Source organism: Rheinheimera texasensis DSM 17496, from assembly GCF_000711985.1.
Taxonomy (GTDB): domain Bacteria; phylum Pseudomonadota; class Gammaproteobacteria; order Enterobacterales; family Alteromonadaceae; genus Pararheinheimera; species Pararheinheimera texasensis.
Genome location: NZ_JONU01000007.1, coordinates 1 through 21,745, shown reverse-complemented (window position 1 = coordinate 21,745; position 21,745 = coordinate 1). Strand labels below are relative to the sequence as shown.

Annotated in this window: 20 protein-coding genes; 8 read left to right on the top strand and 12 right to left on the bottom strand. The window is 50.0% G+C overall.

Features of this window, described 5'->3' with window-relative positions:
• Positions 1 to 2: 2 nt before the first annotated feature.
• The 6 genes from Q399_RS0100195 to galU form a co-directional block, all read right to left on the bottom strand.
• Positions 3 to 962, bottom strand: a complete 960-nt coding sequence (locus tag Q399_RS0100195; protein WP_051685631.1) for a glycosyltransferase family protein — start codon at positions 960 to 962, stop codon at positions 3 to 5.
• Positions 952 to 1,758 carry a hypothetical protein gene (locus Q399_RS0100190; protein ID WP_051685630.1) on the bottom strand — a complete coding sequence of 269 codons (807 nt, stop codon included), beginning with the start codon at positions 1,756 to 1,758 and terminating at the stop codon, positions 952 to 954. The genes Q399_RS0100195 and Q399_RS0100190 overlap by 11 nt, the downstream gene beginning before the upstream one ends.
• Positions 1,755 to 2,981, bottom strand: a complete 1,227-nt coding sequence (locus Q399_RS0100185) for an MATE family efflux transporter (RefSeq protein WP_157836191.1) — start codon at positions 2,979 to 2,981, stop codon at positions 1,755 to 1,757. The genes Q399_RS0100190 and Q399_RS0100185 overlap by 4 nt, the downstream gene beginning before the upstream one ends.
• 131 nt (positions 2,982 to 3,112) lie before the next feature.
• On the bottom strand, positions 3,113 to 4,279 hold the full coding sequence (locus tag Q399_RS0100180) for a nucleotide sugar dehydrogenase (protein ID WP_031564211.1): 1,167 nt from the start codon (positions 4,277 to 4,279) through the stop codon (positions 3,113 to 3,115).
• 32 nt (positions 4,280 to 4,311) lie between these two features.
• Positions 4,312 to 5,097 carry an NAD-dependent epimerase/dehydratase family protein gene (locus Q399_RS0100175; RefSeq protein WP_031564209.1) on the bottom strand — a complete coding sequence of 262 codons (786 nt, stop codon included), beginning with the start codon at positions 5,095 to 5,097 and terminating at the stop codon, positions 4,312 to 4,314.
• 57 nt (positions 5,098 to 5,154) lie between these two features.
• Positions 5,155 to 6,096 (bottom strand): UTP--glucose-1-phosphate uridylyltransferase GalU, encoded by a 942-nt coding sequence (gene galU / locus Q399_RS0100170; protein ID WP_051685629.1) that lies wholly within the window; start codon positions 6,094 to 6,096, stop codon positions 5,155 to 5,157.
• 399 nt (positions 6,097 to 6,495) lie between these two features.
• On the opposite strand from galU, the gene Q399_RS0100160 reads away from it, so the two are divergent.
• The 4 genes from Q399_RS0100160 to Q399_RS0100145 all read left to right on the top strand — a co-directional run bounded on the left by Q399_RS0100160 (position 6,496) and on the right by Q399_RS0100145 (position 11,354).
• Positions 6,496 to 7,188: a transglutaminase-like cysteine peptidase gene (locus tag Q399_RS0100160; protein ID WP_084164025.1), complete on the top strand. Its 693-nt coding sequence runs from the start codon at positions 6,496 to 6,498 to the stop codon at positions 7,186 to 7,188.
• Positions 7,189 to 7,263: 75 nt separating this feature from the next.
• Positions 7,264 to 9,339: a bifunctional diguanylate cyclase/phosphodiesterase gene (locus tag Q399_RS0100155; protein ID WP_031564201.1), complete on the top strand. Its 2,076-nt coding sequence runs from the start codon at positions 7,264 to 7,266 to the stop codon at positions 9,337 to 9,339.
• Between the two features lie 40 nt (positions 9,340 to 9,379).
• Complete coding sequence (locus Q399_RS21290; protein ID WP_031564199.1) at positions 9,380 to 9,832, top strand: hypothetical protein; 453 nt, start codon at positions 9,380 to 9,382, stop codon at positions 9,830 to 9,832.
• Between the two features lie 193 nt (positions 9,833 to 10,025).
• Positions 10,026 to 11,354: an O-antigen ligase family protein gene (locus Q399_RS0100145; RefSeq protein WP_211253125.1), complete on the top strand. Its 1,329-nt coding sequence runs from the start codon at positions 10,026 to 10,028 to the stop codon at positions 11,352 to 11,354.
• A 28-nt stretch (positions 11,355 to 11,382) separates the two neighbouring features.
• On the opposite strand, the gene Q399_RS0100140 is transcribed toward Q399_RS0100145, so the two are convergent.
• The 4 genes from Q399_RS0100140 to Q399_RS20910 all read right to left on the bottom strand — a co-directional run bounded on the left by Q399_RS0100140 (position 11,383) and on the right by Q399_RS20910 (position 14,181).
• A complete protein-coding gene (locus tag Q399_RS0100140) occupies positions 11,383 to 11,934 on the bottom strand; it encodes a tRNA-uridine aminocarboxypropyltransferase (protein ID WP_031564195.1) in 552 nt (183 codons plus the stop codon).
• Between the two features lie 12 nt (positions 11,935 to 11,946).
• Entirely contained in the window at positions 11,947 to 12,612 is a 666-nt protein-coding gene (locus Q399_RS0100135; protein WP_031564193.1) for a DUF2987 domain-containing protein, read from the bottom strand.
• A complete protein-coding gene (locus Q399_RS0100130) occupies positions 12,612 to 13,484 on the bottom strand; it encodes a glucosaminidase domain-containing protein (protein ID WP_031564191.1) in 873 nt (290 codons plus the stop codon). Before Q399_RS0100130 ends, Q399_RS0100135 begins: the two co-directional genes overlap by 1 nt.
• Positions 13,485 to 13,764: 280 nt before the next feature.
• Complete coding sequence (locus tag Q399_RS20910; protein WP_051685628.1) at positions 13,765 to 14,181, bottom strand: lecithin retinol acyltransferase family protein; 417 nt, start codon at positions 14,179 to 14,181, stop codon at positions 13,765 to 13,767.
• Between the two features lie 126 nt (positions 14,182 to 14,307).
• Between Q399_RS20910 and Q399_RS0100120 the strand changes: the two genes are divergently transcribed.
• Complete coding sequence (locus tag Q399_RS0100120) at positions 14,308 to 15,525, top strand: pyridoxal phosphate-dependent aminotransferase (protein ID WP_031564187.1); 1,218 nt, start codon at positions 14,308 to 14,310, stop codon at positions 15,523 to 15,525.
• 25 nt (positions 15,526 to 15,550) lie between these two features.
• Positions 15,551 to 16,159: a 5'-deoxynucleotidase gene (gene yfbR, locus Q399_RS0100115; RefSeq protein WP_031564185.1), complete on the top strand. Its 609-nt coding sequence runs from the start codon at positions 15,551 to 15,553 to the stop codon at positions 16,157 to 16,159.
• A 76-nt stretch (positions 16,160 to 16,235) separates the two neighbouring features.
• Here the strand turns inward: yfbR and Q399_RS0100110 are convergent, their stop codons facing one another.
• A complete protein-coding gene (locus tag Q399_RS0100110) occupies positions 16,236 to 17,210 on the bottom strand; it encodes a cation diffusion facilitator family transporter (RefSeq protein ID WP_084164024.1) in 975 nt (324 codons plus the stop codon).
• 198 nt (positions 17,211 to 17,408) lie between these two features.
• Between Q399_RS0100110 and Q399_RS0100105 the strand changes: the two genes are divergently transcribed.
• Together Q399_RS0100105 and Q399_RS0100100 are read left to right on the top strand one after the other, a co-directional pair.
• Positions 17,409 to 18,542: a hypothetical protein gene (locus tag Q399_RS0100105; RefSeq protein ID WP_031564182.1), complete on the top strand. Its 1,134-nt coding sequence runs from the start codon at positions 17,409 to 17,411 to the stop codon at positions 18,540 to 18,542.
• Positions 18,543 to 18,565: 23 nt separating this feature from the next.
• The gene (locus Q399_RS0100100; protein WP_084164023.1) at positions 18,566 to 19,237 is read left to right on the top strand and encodes a transglycosylase SLT domain-containing protein; all 672 of its coding nucleotides are present in this window, start codon (positions 18,566 to 18,568) and stop codon (positions 19,235 to 19,237) included.
• On the opposite strand, the gene Q399_RS0100095 is transcribed toward Q399_RS0100100, so the two are convergent.
• Positions 19,188 to 20,792 (bottom strand): esterase/lipase family protein, encoded by a 1,605-nt coding sequence (locus Q399_RS0100095; protein WP_169739296.1) that lies wholly within the window; start codon positions 20,790 to 20,792, stop codon positions 19,188 to 19,190. The genes Q399_RS0100100 and Q399_RS0100095 overlap by 50 nt on opposite strands.
• Positions 20,793 to 21,745 lie beyond the last annotated feature (953 nt).

Sequence of the window (21,745 nt, the reverse complement as noted above, 5' to 3'; positions counted from 1 at the left end):
GATCATTCAACGTGAAAAGCAATTTTTTTGAAAGATTCAGGGCTACATAGCAAAACCCCATCAGGTTTGGCGGTAGCTTCACCCCCGACTAAATCAATTTTAGAAAAATGATCACTCTGGATGGAAATTATATTATTGTAATTACATATTCTCTCTGCAACAGAATTTGATCTTACTATTGGAGTTTTACCGAACTGTAATGCCCTACCAAGAACGCCAGACGATTGATCGTAACTAGGTGAGTATGCGCACCAAATAAAACCAGATGCTTTGTATACTGCGAATATTTCCTCATCACTTACATATCGATTAATCGCAACACCACCATTGCGAACAAATTCATCTAATTCAGCTTCTTCAACATCAGTGATTTTTCCAGCGATTAGAAAACAGAACTTACTTCTGATATTTTCATTTTCGTTATAGAGTTTAATGAAGCTATCAACGCCTTTATCCTTGTTTTGTTTCCCAATAGCAGAAACCAAAATCTTACCTGCAGAAACCGATAGAAATTTTGAGTAAAAATGCTCAATTTCTTCAGCATTAGCATTTGAAATGCAATACGATAAATCCCAAAACTGAAAATCATACAAACTACTTCGACACAACCCCTTTAAGCGAGGTTCAATTTCAAATGGAATAATTGAAATAGTGTTAGTATATCTAAAAAAATTCAAAAACTTCATCATTGCGAATTTCACAATATGCTTTGGACTATGTGAGCCGATACAGTAATGAGCTCTAAATGTTAGCCCTGAAGTTTTTAGACCAAACAATGACCTCACCACGGACACTATAAAAAATTTGAAAAAGTCATCTTCGACCATTAAAAAAAGTAGAGGATCTCTTCTTAGAGTACCGTCTCTTAATGAAACCCTCGTTCCATGGAGATATTTTTGAGTAAAATCCGCATATTCGCGACGATGCCCATCATCATTATTACTATAGAAGTTAAACTTCATGCTTACGCCTTGTAAAGAAAACAACAAAAACCCGAGCAAAATACTTAAACAAATATATAAAAGGCTGGCTTTTTCTAACAGATAAAACGATAACAGGTAAATGCTTGAGACTATTAGTTCTAAATGTCCTACCAGAGGCAAAATACCGCCAAGGAAAACGCCCATAATCAGACGGATCTTTGAAAGTTTGCAAGCCAAATTCTTTACAAACCAAACTCAATACCGACTGGTCATGGCGATGAGCTTTGGCCAGAGGCCCTAGCACTACATCATCGGTAATATGGTCGGCTCGTTGACATGCTGCAAACCAGCGCTGGATAAATAAATCGCTTTGCTCCGACTTTCTAATCAGTAAATAGGTCGCACAAATCTGATTACTAAAGGCGGCACCGGTTTCAAACGCTCGGTAGTCACGTAATACACTCTCGGCTGTCCATTCATATTCGATGAGCGGCAGTTCAAACGGCATTACGCTTTGCGTCGTTTGCTCAAGTGCCTTGATCAAGTGTCTGACGTTATTGATAAACAAAGCGCCTGCATCGCAATAAAACAGATAGTCACCTTCGTTTAATTCCTGATAAACCTTATTGATAAAATACGGCTTCCAGAGCCAATAGCCTGCGCCGCGTTTCTGCGACAAGATCTTATCGTGTTCCGCTCTAAACGCCGGATCAATATCTGACGTAGAAAAACTGTAGATTTGATCAAAACCACCAAACAGCCTGGCCGAACGACTATTGAGATTTCTTTGTTTGAGGAAATTGTCATCAGAGCAATTCACTAATACGGTTTTCAATGGGCTGATCTCAATTGCTGCCTGACATGCATAAAACCTATCCAACAGGATGTCAGCAAAAATGCGGTTGCACTGACTGTCATAATACCTGTCACCGAGAGTTCGCTAAGACTCGAATATAGACCCAGTAAAACTACCAGAATCAAAGCTTCTATCGATAACATAGCTGCGATAAGTGAAAATTTTTCATAACCCATCAAGAAGGTAATGTTGACTTGTCCTAACGCGATGAGCAGGTAATTGGCTAAAAAGGCTGCGTATTCCAAATCCGCCAGCACTAACTGGCCCTTTAACCAATATTGATTGAGACCTTCTCTAAACAGGTAAATAGCGATTCCGAACACTAGTGATGCAAAAAGGTTATAGGCAATCAAGCGTTGATACCAAAGCCTAAGTACCAAACTATTGCCCGCAGTTCTGGCTCTGATAATCATTGGCCACAGCGGTTGCGATACCATCGTAAGCAAACTGCCAATCAGCGCGTAAATACGATAAATCACGCTAAGAGCAGCCGACAACTCTTTCGATTGTCCATAAGTAAAAAGCACTATCGCTTGCTGGCTCACTGCAACCGACAGTTGAATAAAGAAAAAAGAACCAAAGTTTGAGCGCAGTTCCTTGACCATATTTTTGTCAATCCGCAGGCTACTCCTATCGCATTCAAGCTTGCTCAACAGATAGGCACTGTTCAATATTCGGGCGATGACAAGGCCAGTCTGACTCATGATAAAAACAAAAAATGGGCTTTTGTTTTCAAGCAAATCTGTGGCAATAAACATCAAAGCCAAATTCAATAGACTGCCCAACGAGAAGAACAAATTTGTGACGTGAAGTTGGTTGCGCCCGGCATTGACCGAATCAACGACACTGGAAACGATTAACAGAGCAACGAAGAGATAGACCGTGAGCAGTTCACCATAACGTACCGAGTCTGCCATCGAATCGATGACAGCAAGGGCTGCTGTAAACAGGGGCAGGCCAATACATAAGATAACTGCCGAGATGAAAAAAACAGCGTTTATGTAGTACTGTGCGGTAGTTTTGGCATCAATACCACCTGCGACACGAGCGGTTAAACTAGGCGCAACACCAGTTGCGCACAAGCCAACCCAGGTCGTTAATCCTGTATAGATCATAAAGAGTGCAAAACCATCAGTCCCAAGTGCAGCAAGGGCTAATGGGATCGCAGCTATCTGAAACAGGATCCCTGTTCCTTTCGACATCAGGGATGTCAATACAGATAGCTTCAGTATCCTTACTACGTTCATTTGGTAATCAAATCCTGTTACGTACTACATTCACCAAATACGTTCAGCACATCAGGTGAATTTGGCCACTGCAAAGTGCGCATTTTTTAATCACTACCAAACAAATCCCGCGTGTAAATCTTCTCTTTCACATCATCCAGCTCTGGCACCATGCGGTTGGTGACGATGACATCGCTTTTTGCCTTAAATTCGGCTAAATCGCGAATGACCTTGGAGTTGTAGAAGCTGTCTTCGGTCAGTACCGGCTCATAAATAATCACTTCCACGCCCTTGGCTTTAATGCGTTTCATAATGCCCTGGATGCTGGAGGCGCGGAAATTGTCGGACCCTGCTTTCATAATCAGCCGGTACACACCCACCACTTTGGGTTGGCGGTTTAAAATGGCAAAAGCGATATGGTCTTTGCGCGTGGTGTTGGCGTCGACAATGGCCTGGATCAGGTTGTTTGGCACATCGTCAAAGTTACGCAGCAATTGTTTGGTGTCTTTGGGTAAACAATAACCGCCATAACCAAATGACGGGTTGTTGTAGTGGTTGCCAATCCGCGGGTCTAAACCCACCCCTTCGATAATTTGGCGGCTGTTTAAGCCATGCGTTTCGGCGTAAGTGTCCAGTTCATTAAAAAACGACACCCGCATCGCTAAGTAGGTGTTGGAAAACAACTTCACCGCTTCAGCTTCAGTGCTGTCGACCAATAAGGTTGGAATATTTTGTTTGATAGCGCCCTGGGCTAACAAGTCGGCAAACTGCTGAGCGCGGGCTGATTTTTCACCCACGATAATGCGTGACGGATGCAGGTTGTCGTATAGGGCCCGTCCTTCACGTAAAAATTCCGGTGAAAACATCAGGTTATTGCAGCACAGCTTTTGCTTCACTTTTTTGGTGTAGCCAACCGGCACCGTCGATTTAATCACCATCACCGCGGTTGGGTTTATCGCCATCACGTCGCTGATGACAGATTCGACCGAGCTGGTGTCAAACTTGTTGGTGTCCGGGTCATAGTCGGTTGGTGTGGCGATAATGACAAAAGCCGCGTCTTTGTAGGCGTCGGTTTTGTCGGTAGTCGCGCGAAAATTCAGCGGTTTGTTGGCGAGATAATCTTCGATTTCAGTGTCGACTATCGGAGATTGTTTTTGATTGAGTTTGTCGACTTTGCTCTGGAGGATATCCAGGGCGACCACTTCATTGTGCTGGGCCAGTAAAATCGCGTTGGACAAGCCAACATACCCGGTACCTGCAATTGCTATTTTCATCCGCGATACAAACCTGTTTTAGTCAATGCCAGTTATTGGCTGAATTTATGCTGTGTGACGCGCTGCGTCTGTTGGTCTTGCAGCTCCACTTGCGGCTGGGCTGGTCGCTTTTTTCGTCCGCCCCAGCGGGTTACAAAGTGGTCCGCCGCCTGATACAACGCAAAATAAGGGTTGGCCTGTTCGGCAAAAACCGGCCCGGTTTTTACCAGCCGCAGCAGCTGCAGTGCCAGCGGAATACGTTCCCGGCCATAGTAGCGCGCGCAAGGCTGCTGCAATTGTGATTCCTGGCTTTGCATGCTTAAACACAATCCCGTGGTGTAAAGCCGATACATGGCACTATAAGTGTGTGCCAACAATTGCTGGCGACTTTCAACCTGATGCAAAGACGCCTGATGGCGGGCCCTGCCACTCAAGCAATCGCTATACAAAGCCACTGCTTGCGTATACACATAATGCCGACTCTGCCATTTCACCGCAGCTTCCAGTAGATTTTGCATCATGCGCTGAGACGCATCGACACAATGCTGATTGTTCTTATCAAGAAAACATAAACCAGAACGCCCGCCCAGATGCAGCACAATATCTGGTTGGTGCTGCGCGAATAGCTGCATAACTGCACTACGGCAACATAAATCCGTTTCGCAAAACAGCAGCCCTGGCTGTTGCGGCAGAAAGGAGTCGAAGACATGATTGGCAGCCTCGTTCGCTGAGTGCGCCCCGGTGTCAGCTACGCCCAGCACCTGATAGCCGGCACCAAGCAAAGCTGCAGCGACCTTCCGGCCGACCGGGCTGGTGACTGCGGTCACTAGACACAGCATCCTTGCACTCCTTCTCTCACCGCGCCGGCGTCTGGCACCGGCAAAATTTGGACGGAATTACTGGCCGTTTAACAGCTCCAGCAGTCGGGCTTTGTATTCTGCACCAAAGGATGCATTCAGCGCATATTCGGCATTGGCCAGGGCATAACCGATTTTGCTGCCGCAATCATGGGATTTGCCTTTGATATGATACGCCTCGATGGTTTCTAACAACCGTAACTGATGCAAACCGTCTGTCAGCTGAATTTCATCACCAGCGCCTGGTGGGGTGAATTCAAGTAAATCCCAAATTGCCGGCGACAACACATAACGGCCGGTGATAGACAAATTGCTTGGCGCTTCGTCGATATCCGGTTTTTCGACCATATCGCTGACTTTGATGCTGTCGCCCGGGTTTAACGCCACACCACCGACATTAACAATACCGTATTGATTCACCATGTTGGCCGGCACCGGCTCTACCATGATTTGGCTATGACCGGTTGCTTCATAGCGATTGATCATTTCTGCCAGATTGTCTTTTTTCAGATTGCTTTGGTACTGATTGATAATGACGTCCGGCAGCAGCACTGCAAACGGGTGGTTTCGTACCACAGGCCGCGCACACAAAATGGCATGGCCTAAGCCCAGCGCATGCGGCTGGCGCACTGAAATCACAGTGACATTTTTCGGCGTAATATTACGAACTTCATCCAGCAGCTGGCGCTTGACGCGTTTTTCCAGCGTGGCCTCGAGTTCAAACGAGGTGTCAAAATGGTTTTCAATGCTGTTTTTTGAGGAGTGGGTAACCAGCACTATTTCGGTAATGCCGGCGGCGATAGCTTCCTGTACCACATATTGGATCAATGGCTTATCAACAATCGGCAGCATTTCTTTTGGCATCGCTTTAGTGGCCGGCAACATGCGGGTGCCAAGGCCCGCTACCGGGATCACCGCGCGCGTGACAGCGCGATCTTCAATCAGACGGGTTGTTGCAGATACAGCTTTATTTGATTCCATGAAACACTCTTCTGTTGAATTAAACCCTGATCTTCCTTATCAGACTGCAGCGAAGTAGAAAAGCAACAACACCATCCGGGTGTGTATCAGGCTTTAAAAAACGGCTGCGATAAGCCTGAACAGGCAGAATTTATACCGTATTTAACGGTGCTAAGGCAATGAAAACCGGCCTTTACAGCCTAATTACGGATGAATTTTATTGCATTGGTGCGACTGAAGCATGCCCTTTGTGCATTTGTTTTCGCTTTTGCTGATAAATCGCGCAATGCTGTGCTGGTATGCAGCCATTTTTTGCCTAAAACCATCGTATTTTCACTGAGTTGCTGCAAAGTCGGGTCATTGCTGCCCTCTTTGCCATTGTGCTAATCTTTGGCACTTATCCCTTGCCATAATCCGTCAATGCGCACTAACACTTATGCGCTGACGTTTAGAAGGAAACCGGTTATCAACCGTCTTGCTCTGTGGTTACCTCTGGTGTTTCAGACGCTGGCGCCCTCACCGCCCGGCGCTGTCTACACATTGCCGGACAGCACACTGCAACAAGCCCGCCAGCAATATGACGACGATGGTTTTGAGCGCGTCGTCGCCCTGCGTGACTTTCTCAGCCAACATCAACAAGAGTCGGATTGGAACAAACTGCATCAGGTGAATCAATTCGCCAATCGTCAGGTGCGGTTTGTCAGTGATCAACAACAGTGGGGCCAAAATGATTATTGGGCCTCGCCGCTTGAATCTCTCGGCAACGGCGCCGGCGACTGTGAAGATTACAGCATCCTGAAATATTTTATGCTGCGCGCCCTTGGCATTCCCGATGACAAATTAAGACTGATGTACGTGCGCGCGTTACGGCAAAATGAACCGCATATGGTGCTGGTTTATTTCGAAAACCCGCAGGATTACCCGCTGGTGCTGGACAATCTTGAAACCGAGATCCGCCCCGCTTCTGAGCGGACCGACTTAAGACCAGTATACAGTTTTAACGCCAGCGGCCTGTGGCTGGCACGTGCTGGTGGTCTGGGTCATAAAGTACAAAACCATAAAGGCAACAGTCACTGGCTGGCAGTGCTGGAAAAAATTGAACGGGGTCAATAAAAAAATGTTTGCTGCTTATGCACTTATTGATATAACAACAAAAAAGACGGCCACAGCCGCTAAGGCATTATCCTCATGACCGATCAGCAACATTCTTCTTTGGCCGAAAGCCCGGCTCCAGGCCGCGGTATTTCTCTGAACCTGCAACTCAGCGTATTACTGGTGTTGCTGGCGTTACTGACCTTTGTTTCATCCGTGCTGGTCAGCACCAGCAACATGCGCAGTTATCTGGATACACAGCTGTCGCAATCTGCTAAAGACACTGCTAATAGCCTGGGTCTGTCGATTTCACCTTATGTCGGCGGTGCGGACATCACTGTCGCGGAAACTATGGTGTCGGCGATTTTTGACTCCGGCGCTTATCTGAAAATGAAATATACCGACACTAAGCAACAAGTGGTGTTTGACCGGACGTCGCGGTTAGAACTGGACGAAGTGCCGGCCTGGTTTATCCGTTGGTTTCACCTCGACCCACCGGTGATGACCTCAGAAGTGAACGATGGCTGGCGCATCGCCGGCACACTGCAGGTACAGGCACACCCGGGATACGCCTACCAAAGTCTGTGGCGCCACACTAAAGCGGTGTTCTGGAACAGCCTGCTGATTTGTTTGCTGGCACTGGTTGCAGTACACGTACTGCTGCTTGTAGTGCTCAAGCCTTTAAAAGATATCGAAAAACAGGCACAGCATCTGGCCGAAAAACGCTTTGAATTGCTCGACTATATGCCGATGACCACTGAGTTGCAGGCCGTGGTTAGGGCACTCAACCGGATGGTTGCGCATGTTCGGCGTAATTTCGATGAGATGAATGACCGTGCCGAGCAGCTCAATCAGCAGGTGTATCTCGATCCGCTAACCACTTTGCCAAACCGCCGCGCGCTGATGCAGTCGTTTACTGCGCTGAATCAACTGAGTGGCAACGAGGATGACCAGCATTACATGATGCTGGTGGCGTTAAGTTCACTGAAGCATGTCAACGACCAACAAGGTTATGCAGCCGGTGATTTGTATGTGCAAAAAGCCGCTGATCTGCTGCTGCACCACGTGCGTGGGCAAGACTCTGCTCAACTGTTCCGCATTTCCGGTTCTGAATTTGCCGTCTTGCTGCGGGCCGGCCAAAGCAGCGCAGACGACTTCCGGCACGGTTTACAACAAACCTTTGAAATAGCCCGTATCGACCAGTATCCAAACGGTTTTGCTGCCGTCGTGATGCGTAAACTGAATGCCGGTGAAGATCTCAGCGCTACATTAAGCCGGCTCGACAGCGAACAGGCACGGCAACAGCTGCATCCGGCGGATACCAATCCGGGCCTCGGGGCTGAGCTGCCGTTAAGCCGCAGTCACTGGCAGGATATCCTGCATCAGTTCACCCGCTCCGTGGTATCAGACACTTCCGCCGGTTTCTCCGACACCAGTCTGCAGGTCTCCGCAGAAATGGCGCAGATGTTCAGCCTGGAAGTGCAGCCGGTGTATCAGCAGCAAGAGCTGGTCTATATCGAAACATTTGTGCGTTTTTCCAGCCACGGCCAGCAACTCGCCTCTGCCGATGTATTCGCAATGGCGGAGCGGCTTGGTGTGTCTCTATTGCTTGATAAAGCATTGGTCAGTTACATCCTCAGCCAGTTACGTGGCCTCAGCGGCCGCTTTGCTATTAACCTCAGCAAAAGCGCGCTGCATGACGAGCAATTTACCTGGTGGCTGGTTAATACCATCAGCAGTAATCAGGCACAGTTGCCGCAGCTGGTGTTTGAAGTGAACGAACAGGCAACGCTCGGTGCTATTGGTTCAGCCAAGCAATTCTTTGACCGTGTGAAAGCTGCCGGTGCTGCTGTGACCATCGAACGGTTTGGCGCCAGTTTCAGCTCGTTTCGTTACCTGCAAGGGCTTAACGTCGACTTTATTAAAATCGATGGCAGCTTTATCCGGGCACTGGAAGAGGCCGATACCCGTTTCTTTGTGGAAACCATGACGCGTATTTGCCACGGCATTGGCATCCGGGTGATTGCTGCGCAGGTTGAAACTGCCGCGCAAATTGCACATTGTCAGAGTTTGCATGTCGACGCATTGCAAGGCCGGGCGTTACATCACCCTGTCAGTTTTCAACAATTTAGCCAAAAAAACGGCTGCAATTTCAACAATAGTCAGTTATAGTGCAAAAGGATTTTTGTTCAGTATTTATGCGGGGTCGCATATGAAGGTTGTAAAGATCGCGTTAGTCGCCGCTGTAACACAGGTTCTGGCTTTCCAGGCCTTAGCTCAGCAGGCAGATGTATCAGCTATGTATGCAAGTGCACAAGCCGAAGGTAAAACAGCCGGCGAATTTGTTGCACAGATGACAGATTTAAAAACCTGTAATCCGCAGCTGGCGGAGAAAGTTGTCGAGTTCGCACTGGAACAAGCGGGCAACGACCCGGTAAAAGCAGAGGAAGTGCTGCGTGCAGTCAACACAGCTTGTGTTGATCAGGACACATTAACGACCCTGGCTATTGCGGCAAACCTTGACCCGGCACTGATTAGCAGTGCTACCGCAGCAGGCCCAGCGGCCGGCGCTCCGGCCGCATTAGCCTTAGCACCAGCTCCTGGCGGAGTTGGCGCTGGTGGTGGTACCGGTACCGGTAATGCCACACTGGCTTCCGGCAACTGAGCCGTTATATAGCTTCTTTAAAAGGCCCCGTTCAACGGGGCTTTTTTTATGCCTGAAGAAAAAAGTACATGGATAATACAGGCACATTTTTCTCTGCTGACTAACCAGGCAGAAAATTCTGTACTACCTCTACGGGCTTGTTACAATCAGGCTGTATTCCCGGTTAAGAGTCTAATTTGTAATGCAAAACAGCATGTTAAGCCGAATCATTTTTGTCATGCTCTGCGGCATTCTGCTCTGGGCGCCAATTCCACTCGGTTCTAACCGGGCCTGGGCATGGAGTTTGTTGCAAGTGCTGATCGGCAGCGCATTCTGCCTGCATTTGCTGCATTGCTGGCAGGCTTCAACCCCACTCTTTAGTGCCAGAAAATTTCGGTTAGCACTTGCCCCACTTGGTGTATTGCTACTTTGGTTAGTGTTGCAAAGCCAGCAGATTTTGCCCAGTGCCGATAGCTATCAGACCGGCATTATGGCCAGCAAAACTCTGTTTTTTTTGTTGTGGTGTTCATTACTACTCAATTATTGCAGCGGACATAAACGTATCCGTTTATTGGCGCTGGTGATTGTGATCTCCGGAGCCTTGCAGGCTTTTTACGGCGTGGTGGTGCAACTTGCCAACATTGAAGCTTCACCAGTGATCGGAATGAGTGAAGGCTCACGTGCCCGCGGCTCTTTTGTATACCAGAATCACTTCGCTAACTATCTGGCACTTTCGTTGTCGGTCGCTATTGGCCTGTTGTTATCACAACTGTCCAGTGAACGCACGCAGCGCAACTGGCGGCAGCTGTTCCGCGACATTTTAAGCACTATGCTCAGCGCTAAAATGATGTTGCGCCTGGCGATGATCCTGATGGTAATTGGTTTAGTGATGTCGCGCTCGCGCATGGGCAATGCGGCGTTTTTCACCGCGCTCATTCTGGTCGCGCTGCTGGCGCTTTGGTTTTACAAAAGACCGCCGGCACTGTTAAAACCGTTAGTTGTGAGTATTTTACTGCTGGATATGCTGCTGGTCAGTTCGATGTTTGGTCTGGAAAAACTGCAGGAACGTTATCAGGACACTTCTTTTGTCAGTGAGGCCCGCGACGAGGTGGTGCGGGATTCGCTACCATTGCTCAGCGAGCACGCCTGGACAGGTTCCGGAGGTGGTACCTTCTACACCATATTCCCTGCAGTTCAACCCCAGGCGTACAGCGGATTTTATGACCATGCCCACAACGACTATCTGCAGTTTGCCATTGAACTGGGTATCCCTGTCACCTGCTTATTGCTGGTCTGGTTGCTCTGGTTGAGTTATCTGGCGCTGCACGTGATGCGGACCCATGATCATAAACTGGAGCGTGGCCTGAGCTTTGCGGCACTGATGGCGTTATGTCACATGGCGCTGCACAGCACTGTCGATTTCAGCCTGCAGGCACCAGCCAATGCGCTGTTGTTTCTGACCATTCTGATGTTGGTCCTGCTCTGCCATGCGCAACCGGCAAAGCTGACGCGCCGCCGGGCTGATAGTTATTCTGCGCAGTGACAGGCAGGTTTTGTCACTTTAGCCGCGACTATCTTTGATTAAAATCGAAAAAGCGCCGGCCTAATTCGGCCGCGCTTTCACTGGCACCTGAGTAGCGCCATAACAGCTGCACCAACTCAGCGGTACACCAGCCCTGTTGTTTCTGGTTACGCCGCAGTTTGTACGCCGAAGCATGTGTTGACTGAATTTGCCATTTTGGCAACGCATGCAGATACGGGCTTTGGTTATACATTTTTTGCGCCTGTTGCCAGGTCGCGTCCAGCAGAATAAAACCAGCTGGAAAATCAGGGGTTGCGCTTGTTGAACTATGAGGCAGGTCGACATCAACGATAAGGGCATCTGGCGAAGGATACAGCAGCACGTAATGCTGTCGGGGATTATCAGCTGCCGCTTCAATGCTGGCGATCAGCGCCGCATCCGGGCATCTGCGCTGCCATAGCGGCGCCCGTACCAGCCAGCCATTCCCAGCAGTCTGCGCTTCATTGGGACAACTGGACTGCGCAGTTTGCAGCACTAAACGGCCGGTATTGGTCGGCCGTTCAAATTCAGTGGCGTGGGTCAGCAGGACCAGTTCAGGCACTGCAGGAGCTGCTTAGCGTTGCAATAACGGCACCAGATAATCTGGTGTCTGGGTAAAACTGACGCTAGCCGCAGTGCTGGTATCAAGCCCGGTCAAATCGATATGGCATTGTTTGCCTTCACATTTGACCCGGCTTAATAACGCCGGCGATATATCCTGCACCAGCGCTTCGCCGCTAAATAACACCGTCACACCAGTCATGTCGGGCAGGAAATATTTGCCTAACCCCGCGAGGTCTTTTAATAAACCATCAAACTGCTGATGGGTTTTCTGCAGCTGCGCCAGCTGCAGCGTTTTGTCCAGCGGCAAGCGACTGCGCAGGCGGAAGTTTAAATCACAAGGCACTGCATCCGGTTGTTGTTTCAGTTGGATCAATGCTTTACGGCTATTAAGTAATTCATTGTAAGGCAGGATCAGTTCACCATTGGCCGCCAGGGTCAGCGGCTCTGAACTGATATCGGTTGTGATGGCCGCCGAGTCGATTTGGCAGCGCTCAGTACTCCCCGCTTTTTGCAGCAAAAACGCCAGCGTGATCTCGCTGTATTCCGGCTTTTCACTTTTCTTCATCCGGGCGTAAAAGCCGTCGTAATTAAATACGGTATCGGCCTGCGCCGGCATCAACATGGCCAGGATAGACAGCACGGCCATGGCGCTGAGGCGTTGAAAATAGCGCTGCATCAGCTTTGTCCAATCATTTTGCGGGTTGCGATGATCATCGCGGTGATCTCTTCAACATATTGCTGACCGCGCTCGGAATAACGCGCCAGACCGGCGGCCAGTTTTTCCGGCACCACATGGCCATGCTCCCGGCGTGTTTTCGCCCGGATGGCGCGCAACTCTTCATAAACATAAAAGGTGTTGAGGTTGTAGAAATAGGCGTTGACGCTGTCACCAGCGTGATCAAACACAGCCACTTCGTGATATTTGCCCTGACCGCGTTTGGATGGCACCACGCCACAACCGGATTTAAAACACCATTGGCCAAAGAAGTTGTACCCTTCGACAGCAAAACGACTGCTGCCCCAACCCGACTCTTTTGCCGCCTGAGTGAGTACCAGACTCACAGGGAGCACGTCGACGCGGGCCAGTAGTTCACGCACACCATCAAGGTCGGCATCCATCATGTCGATTTTAAATTCATCAAACAGGCTGTAAATAAAGGCATATTCTTCAACGGTCAGCTGTTGCTGCTTTTGCAACTTGCCTTCGAGCTCTTCAATCTGGCTGCGCAGTTTGATGATGCGGGCGTTTTCCCGCTCGATAAATGGAGTCAGATAATCAAAAAAGGCCTTTTTCCGGCTATCGGTGTCTTTAATGGCAGAAAAATCAGGCACTGCTTTCAGTGCGGGCATAGCATCGGGATAAGTCAGGCGGGACAGCAACTTAAGCTGGTCTTCGGATTCCAGTGCTGACAGTTTGCTTGGCATTTGCCATTCTGCCAGCTGTTGCGCATCAACGCGTGGATCAGCCTGCATAAAGGGATAAACCGCAGCACAGCCTACCAGGACGGTAGCCAGGCCGAGGCCGCTCAGTTTAAGCAAGTTGTTCATCGGTAGTTCCTCGTTATCGGGGCCTGTTGGCGCTGCCGGGCTTTGGCCAAAATATCAGCACATCACCACAATTCAACACCACAAAACCCCAGGGTCTGACCGGCCAAAAACTCCGGTTTCAGGCGTCTGCGTAACCATACGCAGCTGCATAACTCTGACGCAAAGGGGGCGTATTCTAGCTGCTTCCGACGCTTTTTTCGACTAAAAATTCCCTGAACACGCCGAACGATTTATCGAAATATTTATATCCTGTTGTTTTTATTGATTATTAATACGGGCGTTATCGATACAGCTGAACTCTTTCGAAGCGGATTTCTTGCCGTAATTGTTGTTCCAGCACTTGTCTGAGATCAAAAAAACTGGTGACGGGCCAGCTGCGTCCGGTCAGACAATGCACACAAAAACGATGGCAGTTATTGCTGATTAAATCATAGCTCTGAAACGTGAAAATCTGACTAACAGCCCGCTCAGCTGCAGACGTATTCGCATAGGGTTTACCACGGCTGTCGCAGGCGACTAATAATTCCTCGCCGCTGCGGTTTTGCATAAAACGGCCAGTTGAGACGCTGCGAATCAGGCCAGTGCCCTGCAATTCGACAATCTGACCGTCACCAATATAGATACCGGTATGCTCAAACAGGTGAAAAATCTCGCAAACCATTAAAGCGCCGGCAGGAACTTCTGACAATTTAACCATCCAGACTCCCGAATGCTGGTTTTTTCTGGCAGTATGGGGATGAACAGTACAGGACACTGTTTCAGGGTGTAAGCAAAAATTACAGATTATTTAGGCTCATGATGCGGAGGCTGTAAAGTAAGGGTTATGAAACCAATTGAGCGATCGACCAAGTTAGATGGTGTTTGTTATGACATTCGCGGCCCGGTAGCCCGCGAAGCGAAGCGGATGGAAGAAGAAGGCCATCGCATTTTAAAGCTCAATATCGGTAATCCCGCCCCTTTCGGTTTTGAGGCGCCGGACGAGATCCTCAAACATGTGATCCATAATCTGCCTACAGCGCAAGGCTACAGCGATTCTCAGGGCATTTATCCGGCCCGCGTTGCAGTGGCGCAATATTATCAGTCCCGTGGCATCCGCGGTGCCGACGCCGACGACGTTTACATTGGCAATGGTGTATCTGAACTTATTCTGATGGCACTGCAGGGCTTACTCAATAACGGCGACGAAGTGTTGATCCCATCGCCGGATTATCCGCTGTGGACGGCAGCGGTAAACCTCGCCGGTGGTAAAGCCGTACATTATCGTTGTGATGAGGCCGCCGACTGGTATCCGGACATCGCGGATATCCGCGCCAAAATCACCAGCAACACTAAAGCCATAGTGCTGATTAACCCGAACAACCCAACCGGAGCCGTTTATAACGACGCGCTGTTGCTTGATATTCTGAGCATTGCCCGTGAGCATGGCCTGGTGGTGCTTAGCGATGAAATCTACGACAAAATTCTGTACGATGGCGCCACCCACACGCCAACCGCAGCGCTGGCCGATGATTTGGTGATCCTGACTTTTGGCGGGCTGTCGAAAAACTACCGCATCGCCGGTTTCCGTGTGGGTTGGTTGTTTATCTCCGGCGCCAAACAACGTGCCCGGCCTTATATCGAGGGCCTGAACATTCTGGCCTCAATGCGGCTTTGCGCGAACGTTCCGGTACAACATGCCGTGCAAACCGCGCTTGGCGGCTACCAGAGTATCAATGAGCTGGTGGTTCCCGGCGGTCGTTTATACGACCAGATGGATGTCGCGCACCGTCTGGTGAATGAAATCGACGGCCTGAGCTGTGTCAGACCTAAAGGCGCGATGTACTTATTCCCGAAAATTGACCGGAAAAAATTCCCGATCAAAGACGATGAGCTGATGGTGCTGGATTTCCTGCGCCAGCATAAAGTACTGCTGGTCCATGGCCGTGCCTTTAACTGGCCGGAGCCGGACCACTTCCGCATTGTGCTGCTGCCACATAAAGAAGTGCTGGAACAGGCGATTGGCAAGCTGGCGCAGTTCCTGCCGGGTTATCAGCAGCTGTGAAGCCGATTTGTTACCGGAGGCTGATATGACCGCTCATAGCCACTTTTTCGCCCATCTGTTTAGGATGAAGCTGATTAACCGCTGGCCGCTGATGCGCAACATCAATACGGAAAATGTCGCTGAGCACAGCCATCAGGTCGCGCTGGTGGCGCATATGCTGGCGGTGATTGACCGCCAGTATTTTGCCGGCAAGCTCGACCCGGAGCGCGTCGCAACGCTGGCGCTGTTTCATGATGCCAGCGAAGTACTGACCGGTGATTTACCAACACCGGTCAAATACTTCAACCCGCAAATTGCCGATGAGTATAAAAAGATTGAAGCCATCGCTGAGCAAAAACTGTTGTCGATGCTGCCGCCTGAGCTGCAGAGCGTCTATCGCGAATATTTGCTCGGTGAATGTTACAGCGCAGAGGAAAAACTGCTGGTTAAAGCCGCAGATAATCTTTGTGCTTATCTAAAAACATTGGAAGAAATTACTGCCGGCAACCGCGAGTTTACGATTGCCAAACGCCGGCTGGAAAAAATGCTGACCGCCACACAATCGCCGGCGGTACAGTATTTTCTCGACACTTTTGTACCCAGTTTTGCCTTATCACTGGACGAGATCAGCCTGGAGCAAGAAGGTTTACTGTAAGGCTGCTTGAGGGCCGATTGAAAAACAGGGCACTGCGGTGCCCTGCTTCATTTTTGGTATTCAGCTGGTAGCGCCATTAATGTCGATGCGGGTCTAAAGCGCCATGCTGATGATTGCAGCCCTGATGGTCGTGGTCGTGGTCGTGGTCGTGTGCAGCGTGTTGCGCGTGAATACCGTTGTCATCACGACAAAGCTCTGCCGGTCCCTCAAACTCTACTGTGGTATGCGCCAGTTGATGCGGCGCTAACACCGCCCGGACATCTTCTTTGTAATGGCTGAGCTTCTGACTGTCGGCATTCTCTTTCAGCCGTAAATGCACCGTCAGCACATGTTGCTCGCCGTCCAGCGACCACAGATGCAGATGATGGGCGCTTTCGACAAAAGGCAAAGCGGTCAGCGCCTGCTCCAGCTGCGCCATCAATTGCGCATCAGGCGTCACCTGCAGAAACAGCGCTATGGTGCGTTTGAGGCTACGCCAAACGTTTAGCAGAATAAACAAAGTAAAACCAATCGACAGCAAAGGGTCGAGAAAGGCCCAGCCGGTGAAATAAATCAGCACACTGCCAATCAGCACCACAGCCCAGCCCAACACATCTTCCAGCAAATGCCAGCTCAGCACCTGCTCATTCTGGGTTTTGCCGCGTTTAAGCTTCAGCACCGCCGCGCCGTTCACCGCCACACCGAGCACTGCCAGGGCTATCATACCCGGCGCATGCGGCAGCACCGGCTCCCATAACCGCGGAATAGCAGTTATCAACACCAACACTGAGCCCACCACCAGTACCACGCCAGTGACCAAAGCACTTAACAACGACCAGCGCCGGTAACCATAGCTATAACGGCTGTTTGCCTCTTTTCCGGCAATTTTACTCGCCACCCAGGCAAAACCAATCGCAAGGCTATCACCGAGGTCATGCACAGCATCGGCGAGGATCGCCACACTGTTGGTCAGCAGGCCGCCGACAATTTCAATCAGGGTAAAACTAAAGTTCAGCCAGAACGCTGTGGCGATATTCTGGCTCTCATGGTGATGATGATGGTCGTGCGGCATTGCGGACTCCGTAACGAACAGCTGTTGCCTGACATGGACAGACGCAGCCAAAGACAAATCACCATAAAAGCTGCTATGGCGAAATACAAGCAATTTTGCCTGTCATTTCAGCAGTTAAACTTCGACAATCCGCTTCTGCCTTGAGCACAGGCTTCAGCTGCGTTAGTCTGCTGGCAATTTAATTTGCCGAGTCTCTTTATGTCTGGTTTTGATCGCCGCCCTGAACTTGCTGTTTCTTTGTTGCTGACTGCACTGCCACTCTCTGCCCTGGCACCTGCAAAAGCGGCAGCCACTTTTACTGAGCAGCATCCGCAATTTGTCGCCGGGCAATGGCCGGATCGAAGTAAAGATCTGTGTCAGGTGGCTACTGAAACGCTGAAGTATATCGATAAAGGCCAAACTTATGACCCGGCGGCTATTCACGGCGGCAAAGTCCCCGGCGCAACTGTCCCGGTTGCACAGATCCGCAACACCCTGCTCTATATCTGTCAAATTGCCAATGAAGACCAGGCCGCCGGGCGCAAATCACGTCTGACGGATCCGGCCTTTATCCAGCAACATTTCCAATTCGTGCGTTGGCTGCCAGACCAGACTGGCGCGGCAAAATTGGCGAAAAATAAACCTTTGCTGCAAAACCTACCCGCAGACAAAATTCTGCAAACCAAATATTTTGTCAAAATAGCCGATGGCAGCCCTGAGAAAACCGCAAAGCAAAATCAGGCGCTATATGGGCTGCCTTATGATGAAGCCAAGCTCGATCTCGCTACAGCGGATGCGCTTGGCAACAAAATCACCCGCTTTCAGCTGGGCAAACAAGACATAGTACGTGGCGCGCTGGAAAAACCACCGCTGCGCGCACCGGCACTGTTTTGGCTAAGCCGTGAGGATCTGGAAGGTGCCTTATTACAAGGAACTGCGGTGGTACCATCGGGTCAGGGCTATCGTTATTATAATGTGCACCGCACCAATGGCATCCCTTATGACCGCACTAAAACACCGGAACAGCAACAACGGTACTGGTACTTCAAAGAAGTACAGAGTGTGCTGGGTTATGGCAAAGATGCAGACTACAAAATTCCGATTAAACCAGAAGTGACAGTGGCCGGTGATATCCCGCAGCTCGGTTTAGGCAAGTTGATTCTGTTGGCGACACCAGAATCCGGTGTGATGCACTACAGATTAACCATTCTGGCGGACACCGGTGGCGCTTTTGCCAATAATCTGTTTCAACTCGACTGGTTAAGCGGTTATTATCGGGGCTGGCCGGATTATTTCGCTGCCAATAAACACCGTGGCGATTATAGCCAGGCATATCTGTTACTGAAAAAATAACTGAACCGGAGACCCGACTGCCAATGCAGCCGCGCTATTATTTTTCACTGATTTTATTGCTGACGTGCTTTGCGCCCGCCTGTCTGGCGTCTTTGGATTACGCCGCCTGGGCCACGAAAAATCAGGATGGCAGCTGGACCCGCGCAGCCGAGTCGGCAGTTGCCAGTTCGCCGTTGATCCGCTTAAATCCGGCCGATATCACCCAGTTTTGCCCCAATTACCCGAAGTTAGCCAAGCCGGAACGGCGCAAATTCTGGGTCGGTTTGTTGTCAGCGATGAGCAAACCTGAAAGTAACTTTAAACCGGAAGCGACTTACCGTGAGCGGTTTCGTGACGCTAAAGGCCGGCCAGTGGTGTCGCGTGGTCTACTGCAAATTTCTATCGAAAGTGCCAACCAAAAACGCTATGACTGCGATATCCGCCATCCTGCGTTGTTACACGACCCGGTGATTAATCTGGCTTGTGGCGTACGAATATTATCAAAGTGGGTCAGTACTGACGGCGTGATCGCCAGTCGCAGCCCAATACAGCATCAGGGCGGCGGTCGTTATTGGTCTACGCTGCGGGCGCAGAACGGCAAAGTCAGCGCTATCGCGGAGTTTACCCGTGGCCTGCCGTTTTGTGGTCCGCGCCAGCAAAAGCGCTTTAATGGGGTACGCCTGCGTCCAGCCGCTGGCGTAACTGCTGCACGATAAAAGCAATGGCTTCCGGGCTTTGATAAGAATCATGCCGGGATGGCACTATGATCTGTTCGTCAGCACGCGGTTCATGTGCGCTGAAAAACGGAACCACAGAGTCTGATAACTGAGCACACGCCTTTTCATCATAACAATAAGGTTTATCGTCGCTGCCAACCACCGAATATACCGGTCTTTGATACGGCAACGTTGCTATTTTGCGTAATAACGGGTGCTGTGGCGACAATACCTGCACGCTGTTAGGGCCGCCGTCTGCCAAATAAGGTTGCATTTGCGGTGTGACCGTTTCAATACGGATCCGCTGAAATAACTTTCGGTTTAGCCGCGCGAACATCTCGGGGATAGTGATCAGTTTACTCGCCAGCCGGCTGTACCAGGCTTCGGCTATCTCAGCGCCATGATGCGGCGTATCTAAAAAGAACACTGAATCAACATCTTGGTGGGCATTAAACAAAAATACATCGCGATAACGCTGCAAATCTTTATCGTTGCCTGGCCATGTATCAGGTCGGAATAAAAATGTTTCATCCCATAGCGCCATACCACTGTTGATGATAAAAGTCTTGGCGATAATGCCCCCCATGCTATGCCCAATCACGACCATCGGCATTGTTTTGGACAAACCGACGCTTTGCTGCAACTGCATGCGCATCTGATCAACGTCATGACGAAGGCGCATTGCGTTGAAAAACGGCGGCGCACCACTAGGATAAAACGCGTGCCAGACCTGATACTGCGCTGAAAGAATTGGGTCTTTATAGATTGCATGACTCAGTTTAAGCCAAATCATCGGGCTGGAATTCAGTCCGTGGATCATCAGTATAGGCCGGCGATCCGGCCGGATTGGGCCTGGGCTAAAGATGCCATAGTCATAGCCTGGTTTATTACCATCCAGCAGCGCAGAAAACGCCGACTGGTCGATTCGGGCGTCCCGCAATAGCAACATTGTGGCGCTGGCGGGGTCATAGCTGAGCGGTATTGATCGGCCGGCCACATCAATTTGCTGCGGCGCGGTCAGATAGTAGCCTTTGAGCTTGATCAGCAACTGCTGCTGGTCGATTAGGATGTCTTGCAGGGTCACAGTAACACTGCGAAATATACCTTCGTGCGGATAATACTGATCAAACACGTTTTTGCTGTGTGGACGCTCCGCGACAAGCGCCACACCATAAGCAGCCGGGTCTTGGGGAGTAGGCTGATAAGCAACATCGGCAAACTTGAGTTGTTGCACCGGCGTATAACGAAGAAATCGCATACCATGTTCGTCGGTTGGGAGATCTAACTGAAGCTGATAGCCCTTTCCTCTAATACGCCATTGGCCGTCAACCAGGTGGTGCTGCACTAATTGCTGCAGTGCAGATTGCTGCGCATTCAGTAATTGCTGGAACTGGCCGGAATTTGTAACAGGCTGGTGTAAGGCATGATGAGTACAGAAGAGTACATAGAGAGGATCAGCCACGCCGCCAACCGCTGAACATTGCGCTGCATGGTCATGATTAGCGACGTTTAAAAGTGCCGGAGTAACAACTAACTCAGCTTCAGATACTGGCAACAACGCAACCGGGCTTTGTTGACAGCCTAGCAAGACAGAAATGGTAACGATGACAATCCAGAACTGACTCAGGAAAAAACGCATAAATTCAGAAAGCAGTGAAAAAAGATCTCCTTTATGCCACAACCTAGCGCGATCAACCAGCGAACAGTCGGCTATGCCGGAGATATTTGGAAATTTTTAACTAAGCCACATTCGTAAATCTGTGGGTAGCTTATTAATAATCAAGCCATTCGCTATCTGGGTTTCTTTGTAGGAAGAACACAAAACTGTTTGCTGCACTGTAATTCAACATCGCGGCTTCTTGATAGTCTGCACCCTCGCAGAGCTTCGGGTGTGCTCATCAGCTGTGTGACAGCCAGCAACGCAAAACTGTTTGCGTTTCGAAAGCCCTGATTCACTGTACTGGTTGCTCAGCCCATCCATGGGGTTTGCCGCTTCGCAGCCCGCTGAAGCGGTCCAAAAACGTTCCAGACGTTTTTGTCGCATGCGATTGCCCCCGTGCGACGTCCGGCTGAGCAATAGACCGTCAGGATGCCATAAAGCAAAAGGCCCACTCGAATGAGTGGGCCTTTTGGCTTTATTGGGAGCCTTCATATCCCTCGCAGAGCTCGGGATTGTTCAGCCGCCGTGTTACGGCCAGACGAGCCAAACTGTTGGCGTTGGAGATTTTAAGGCTTCAACATCGCGGCTTCTTGATAGTCTGCACCCTCGCAGAGCTTCGGGTGTGCTCCCCCGGAATGATGCCAAACTGTTGGCATCATTAATTCCCGGTGTCGCTGTCCTACTCTACGCGAAGTAAAACCGCCAGAATCTAAATACAAAAAACCCCGCTCTCTGAGCGGGGTTTGTGTATTGGGAGCCTTGATGCCCTTCGCAGAGCTCAGGGCCGTTCAATCGGCAAAAAGCCAAACTATTGGCTTTTTGAAAGCCCGATTTCACTGTACTACCTC

Bases quoted from the DNA above. Each gene is read 5' to 3' on its own strand.
- Q399_RS20910 (WP_051685628.1), bottom strand. From the start codon at position 14,181: ATGGTTAAATTGTCAGAAGTTCCTGCCGGCGCTTTAATGGTTTGCGAG.
- Q399_RS0100110 (WP_084164024.1), bottom strand. From the start codon at position 17,210: ATGCCGCACGACCATCATCATCACCATGAGAGCCAGAATATCGCCACA.
- Q399_RS0100180 (WP_031564211.1), bottom strand. From the start codon at position 4,279: ATGAAAATAGCAATTGCAGGTACCGGGTATGTTGGCTTGTCCAACGCG.
- Q399_RS21290 (WP_031564199.1), top strand. From the start codon at position 9,380: ATGAAGGTTGTAAAGATCGCGTTAGTCGCCGCTGTAACACAGGTTCTG.
- Q399_RS0100100 (WP_084164023.1), top strand. From the start codon at position 18,566: ATGCAGCCGCGCTATTATTTTTCACTGATTTTATTGCTGACGTGCTTT.
- Q399_RS0100145 (WP_211253125.1), top strand. From the start codon at position 10,026: ATGTTAAGCCGAATCATTTTTGTCATGCTCTGCGGCATTCTGCTCTGG.
- Q399_RS0100105 (WP_031564182.1), top strand. From the start codon at position 17,409: ATGTCTGGTTTTGATCGCCGCCCTGAACTTGCTGTTTCTTTGTTGCTG.
- Q399_RS0100160 (WP_084164025.1), top strand. From the start codon at position 6,496: ATGCGCACTAACACTTATGCGCTGACGTTTAGAAGGAAACCGGTTATC.
- yfbR (WP_031564185.1), top strand. From the start codon at position 15,551: ATGACCGCTCATAGCCACTTTTTCGCCCATCTGTTTAGGATGAAGCTG.
- galU (WP_051685629.1), bottom strand. From the start codon at position 6,096: ATGGAATCAAATAAAGCTGTATCTGCAACAACCCGTCTGATTGAAGAT.
- Q399_RS0100195 (WP_051685631.1), bottom strand. From the start codon at position 962: ATGAAGTTTAACTTCTATAGTAATAATGATGATGGGCATCGTCGCGAA.
- Q399_RS0100135 (WP_031564193.1), bottom strand. From the start codon at position 12,612: ATGCAGCGCTATTTTCAACGCCTCAGCGCCATGGCCGTGCTGTCTATC.
- Q399_RS0100185 (WP_157836191.1), bottom strand. From the start codon at position 2,981: ATGTCGAAAGGAACAGGGATCCTGTTTCAGATAGCTGCGATCCCATTA.
- Q399_RS0100130 (WP_031564191.1), bottom strand. From the start codon at position 13,484: ATGAACAACTTGCTTAAACTGAGCGGCCTCGGCCTGGCTACCGTCCTG.
- Q399_RS0100175 (WP_031564209.1), bottom strand. From the start codon at position 5,097: ATGCTGTGTCTAGTGACCGCAGTCACCAGCCCGGTCGGCCGGAAGGTC.
- Q399_RS0100120 (WP_031564187.1), top strand. From the start codon at position 14,308: ATGAAACCAATTGAGCGATCGACCAAGTTAGATGGTGTTTGTTATGAC.
- Q399_RS0100155 (WP_031564201.1), top strand. From the start codon at position 7,264: ATGACCGATCAGCAACATTCTTCTTTGGCCGAAAGCCCGGCTCCAGGC.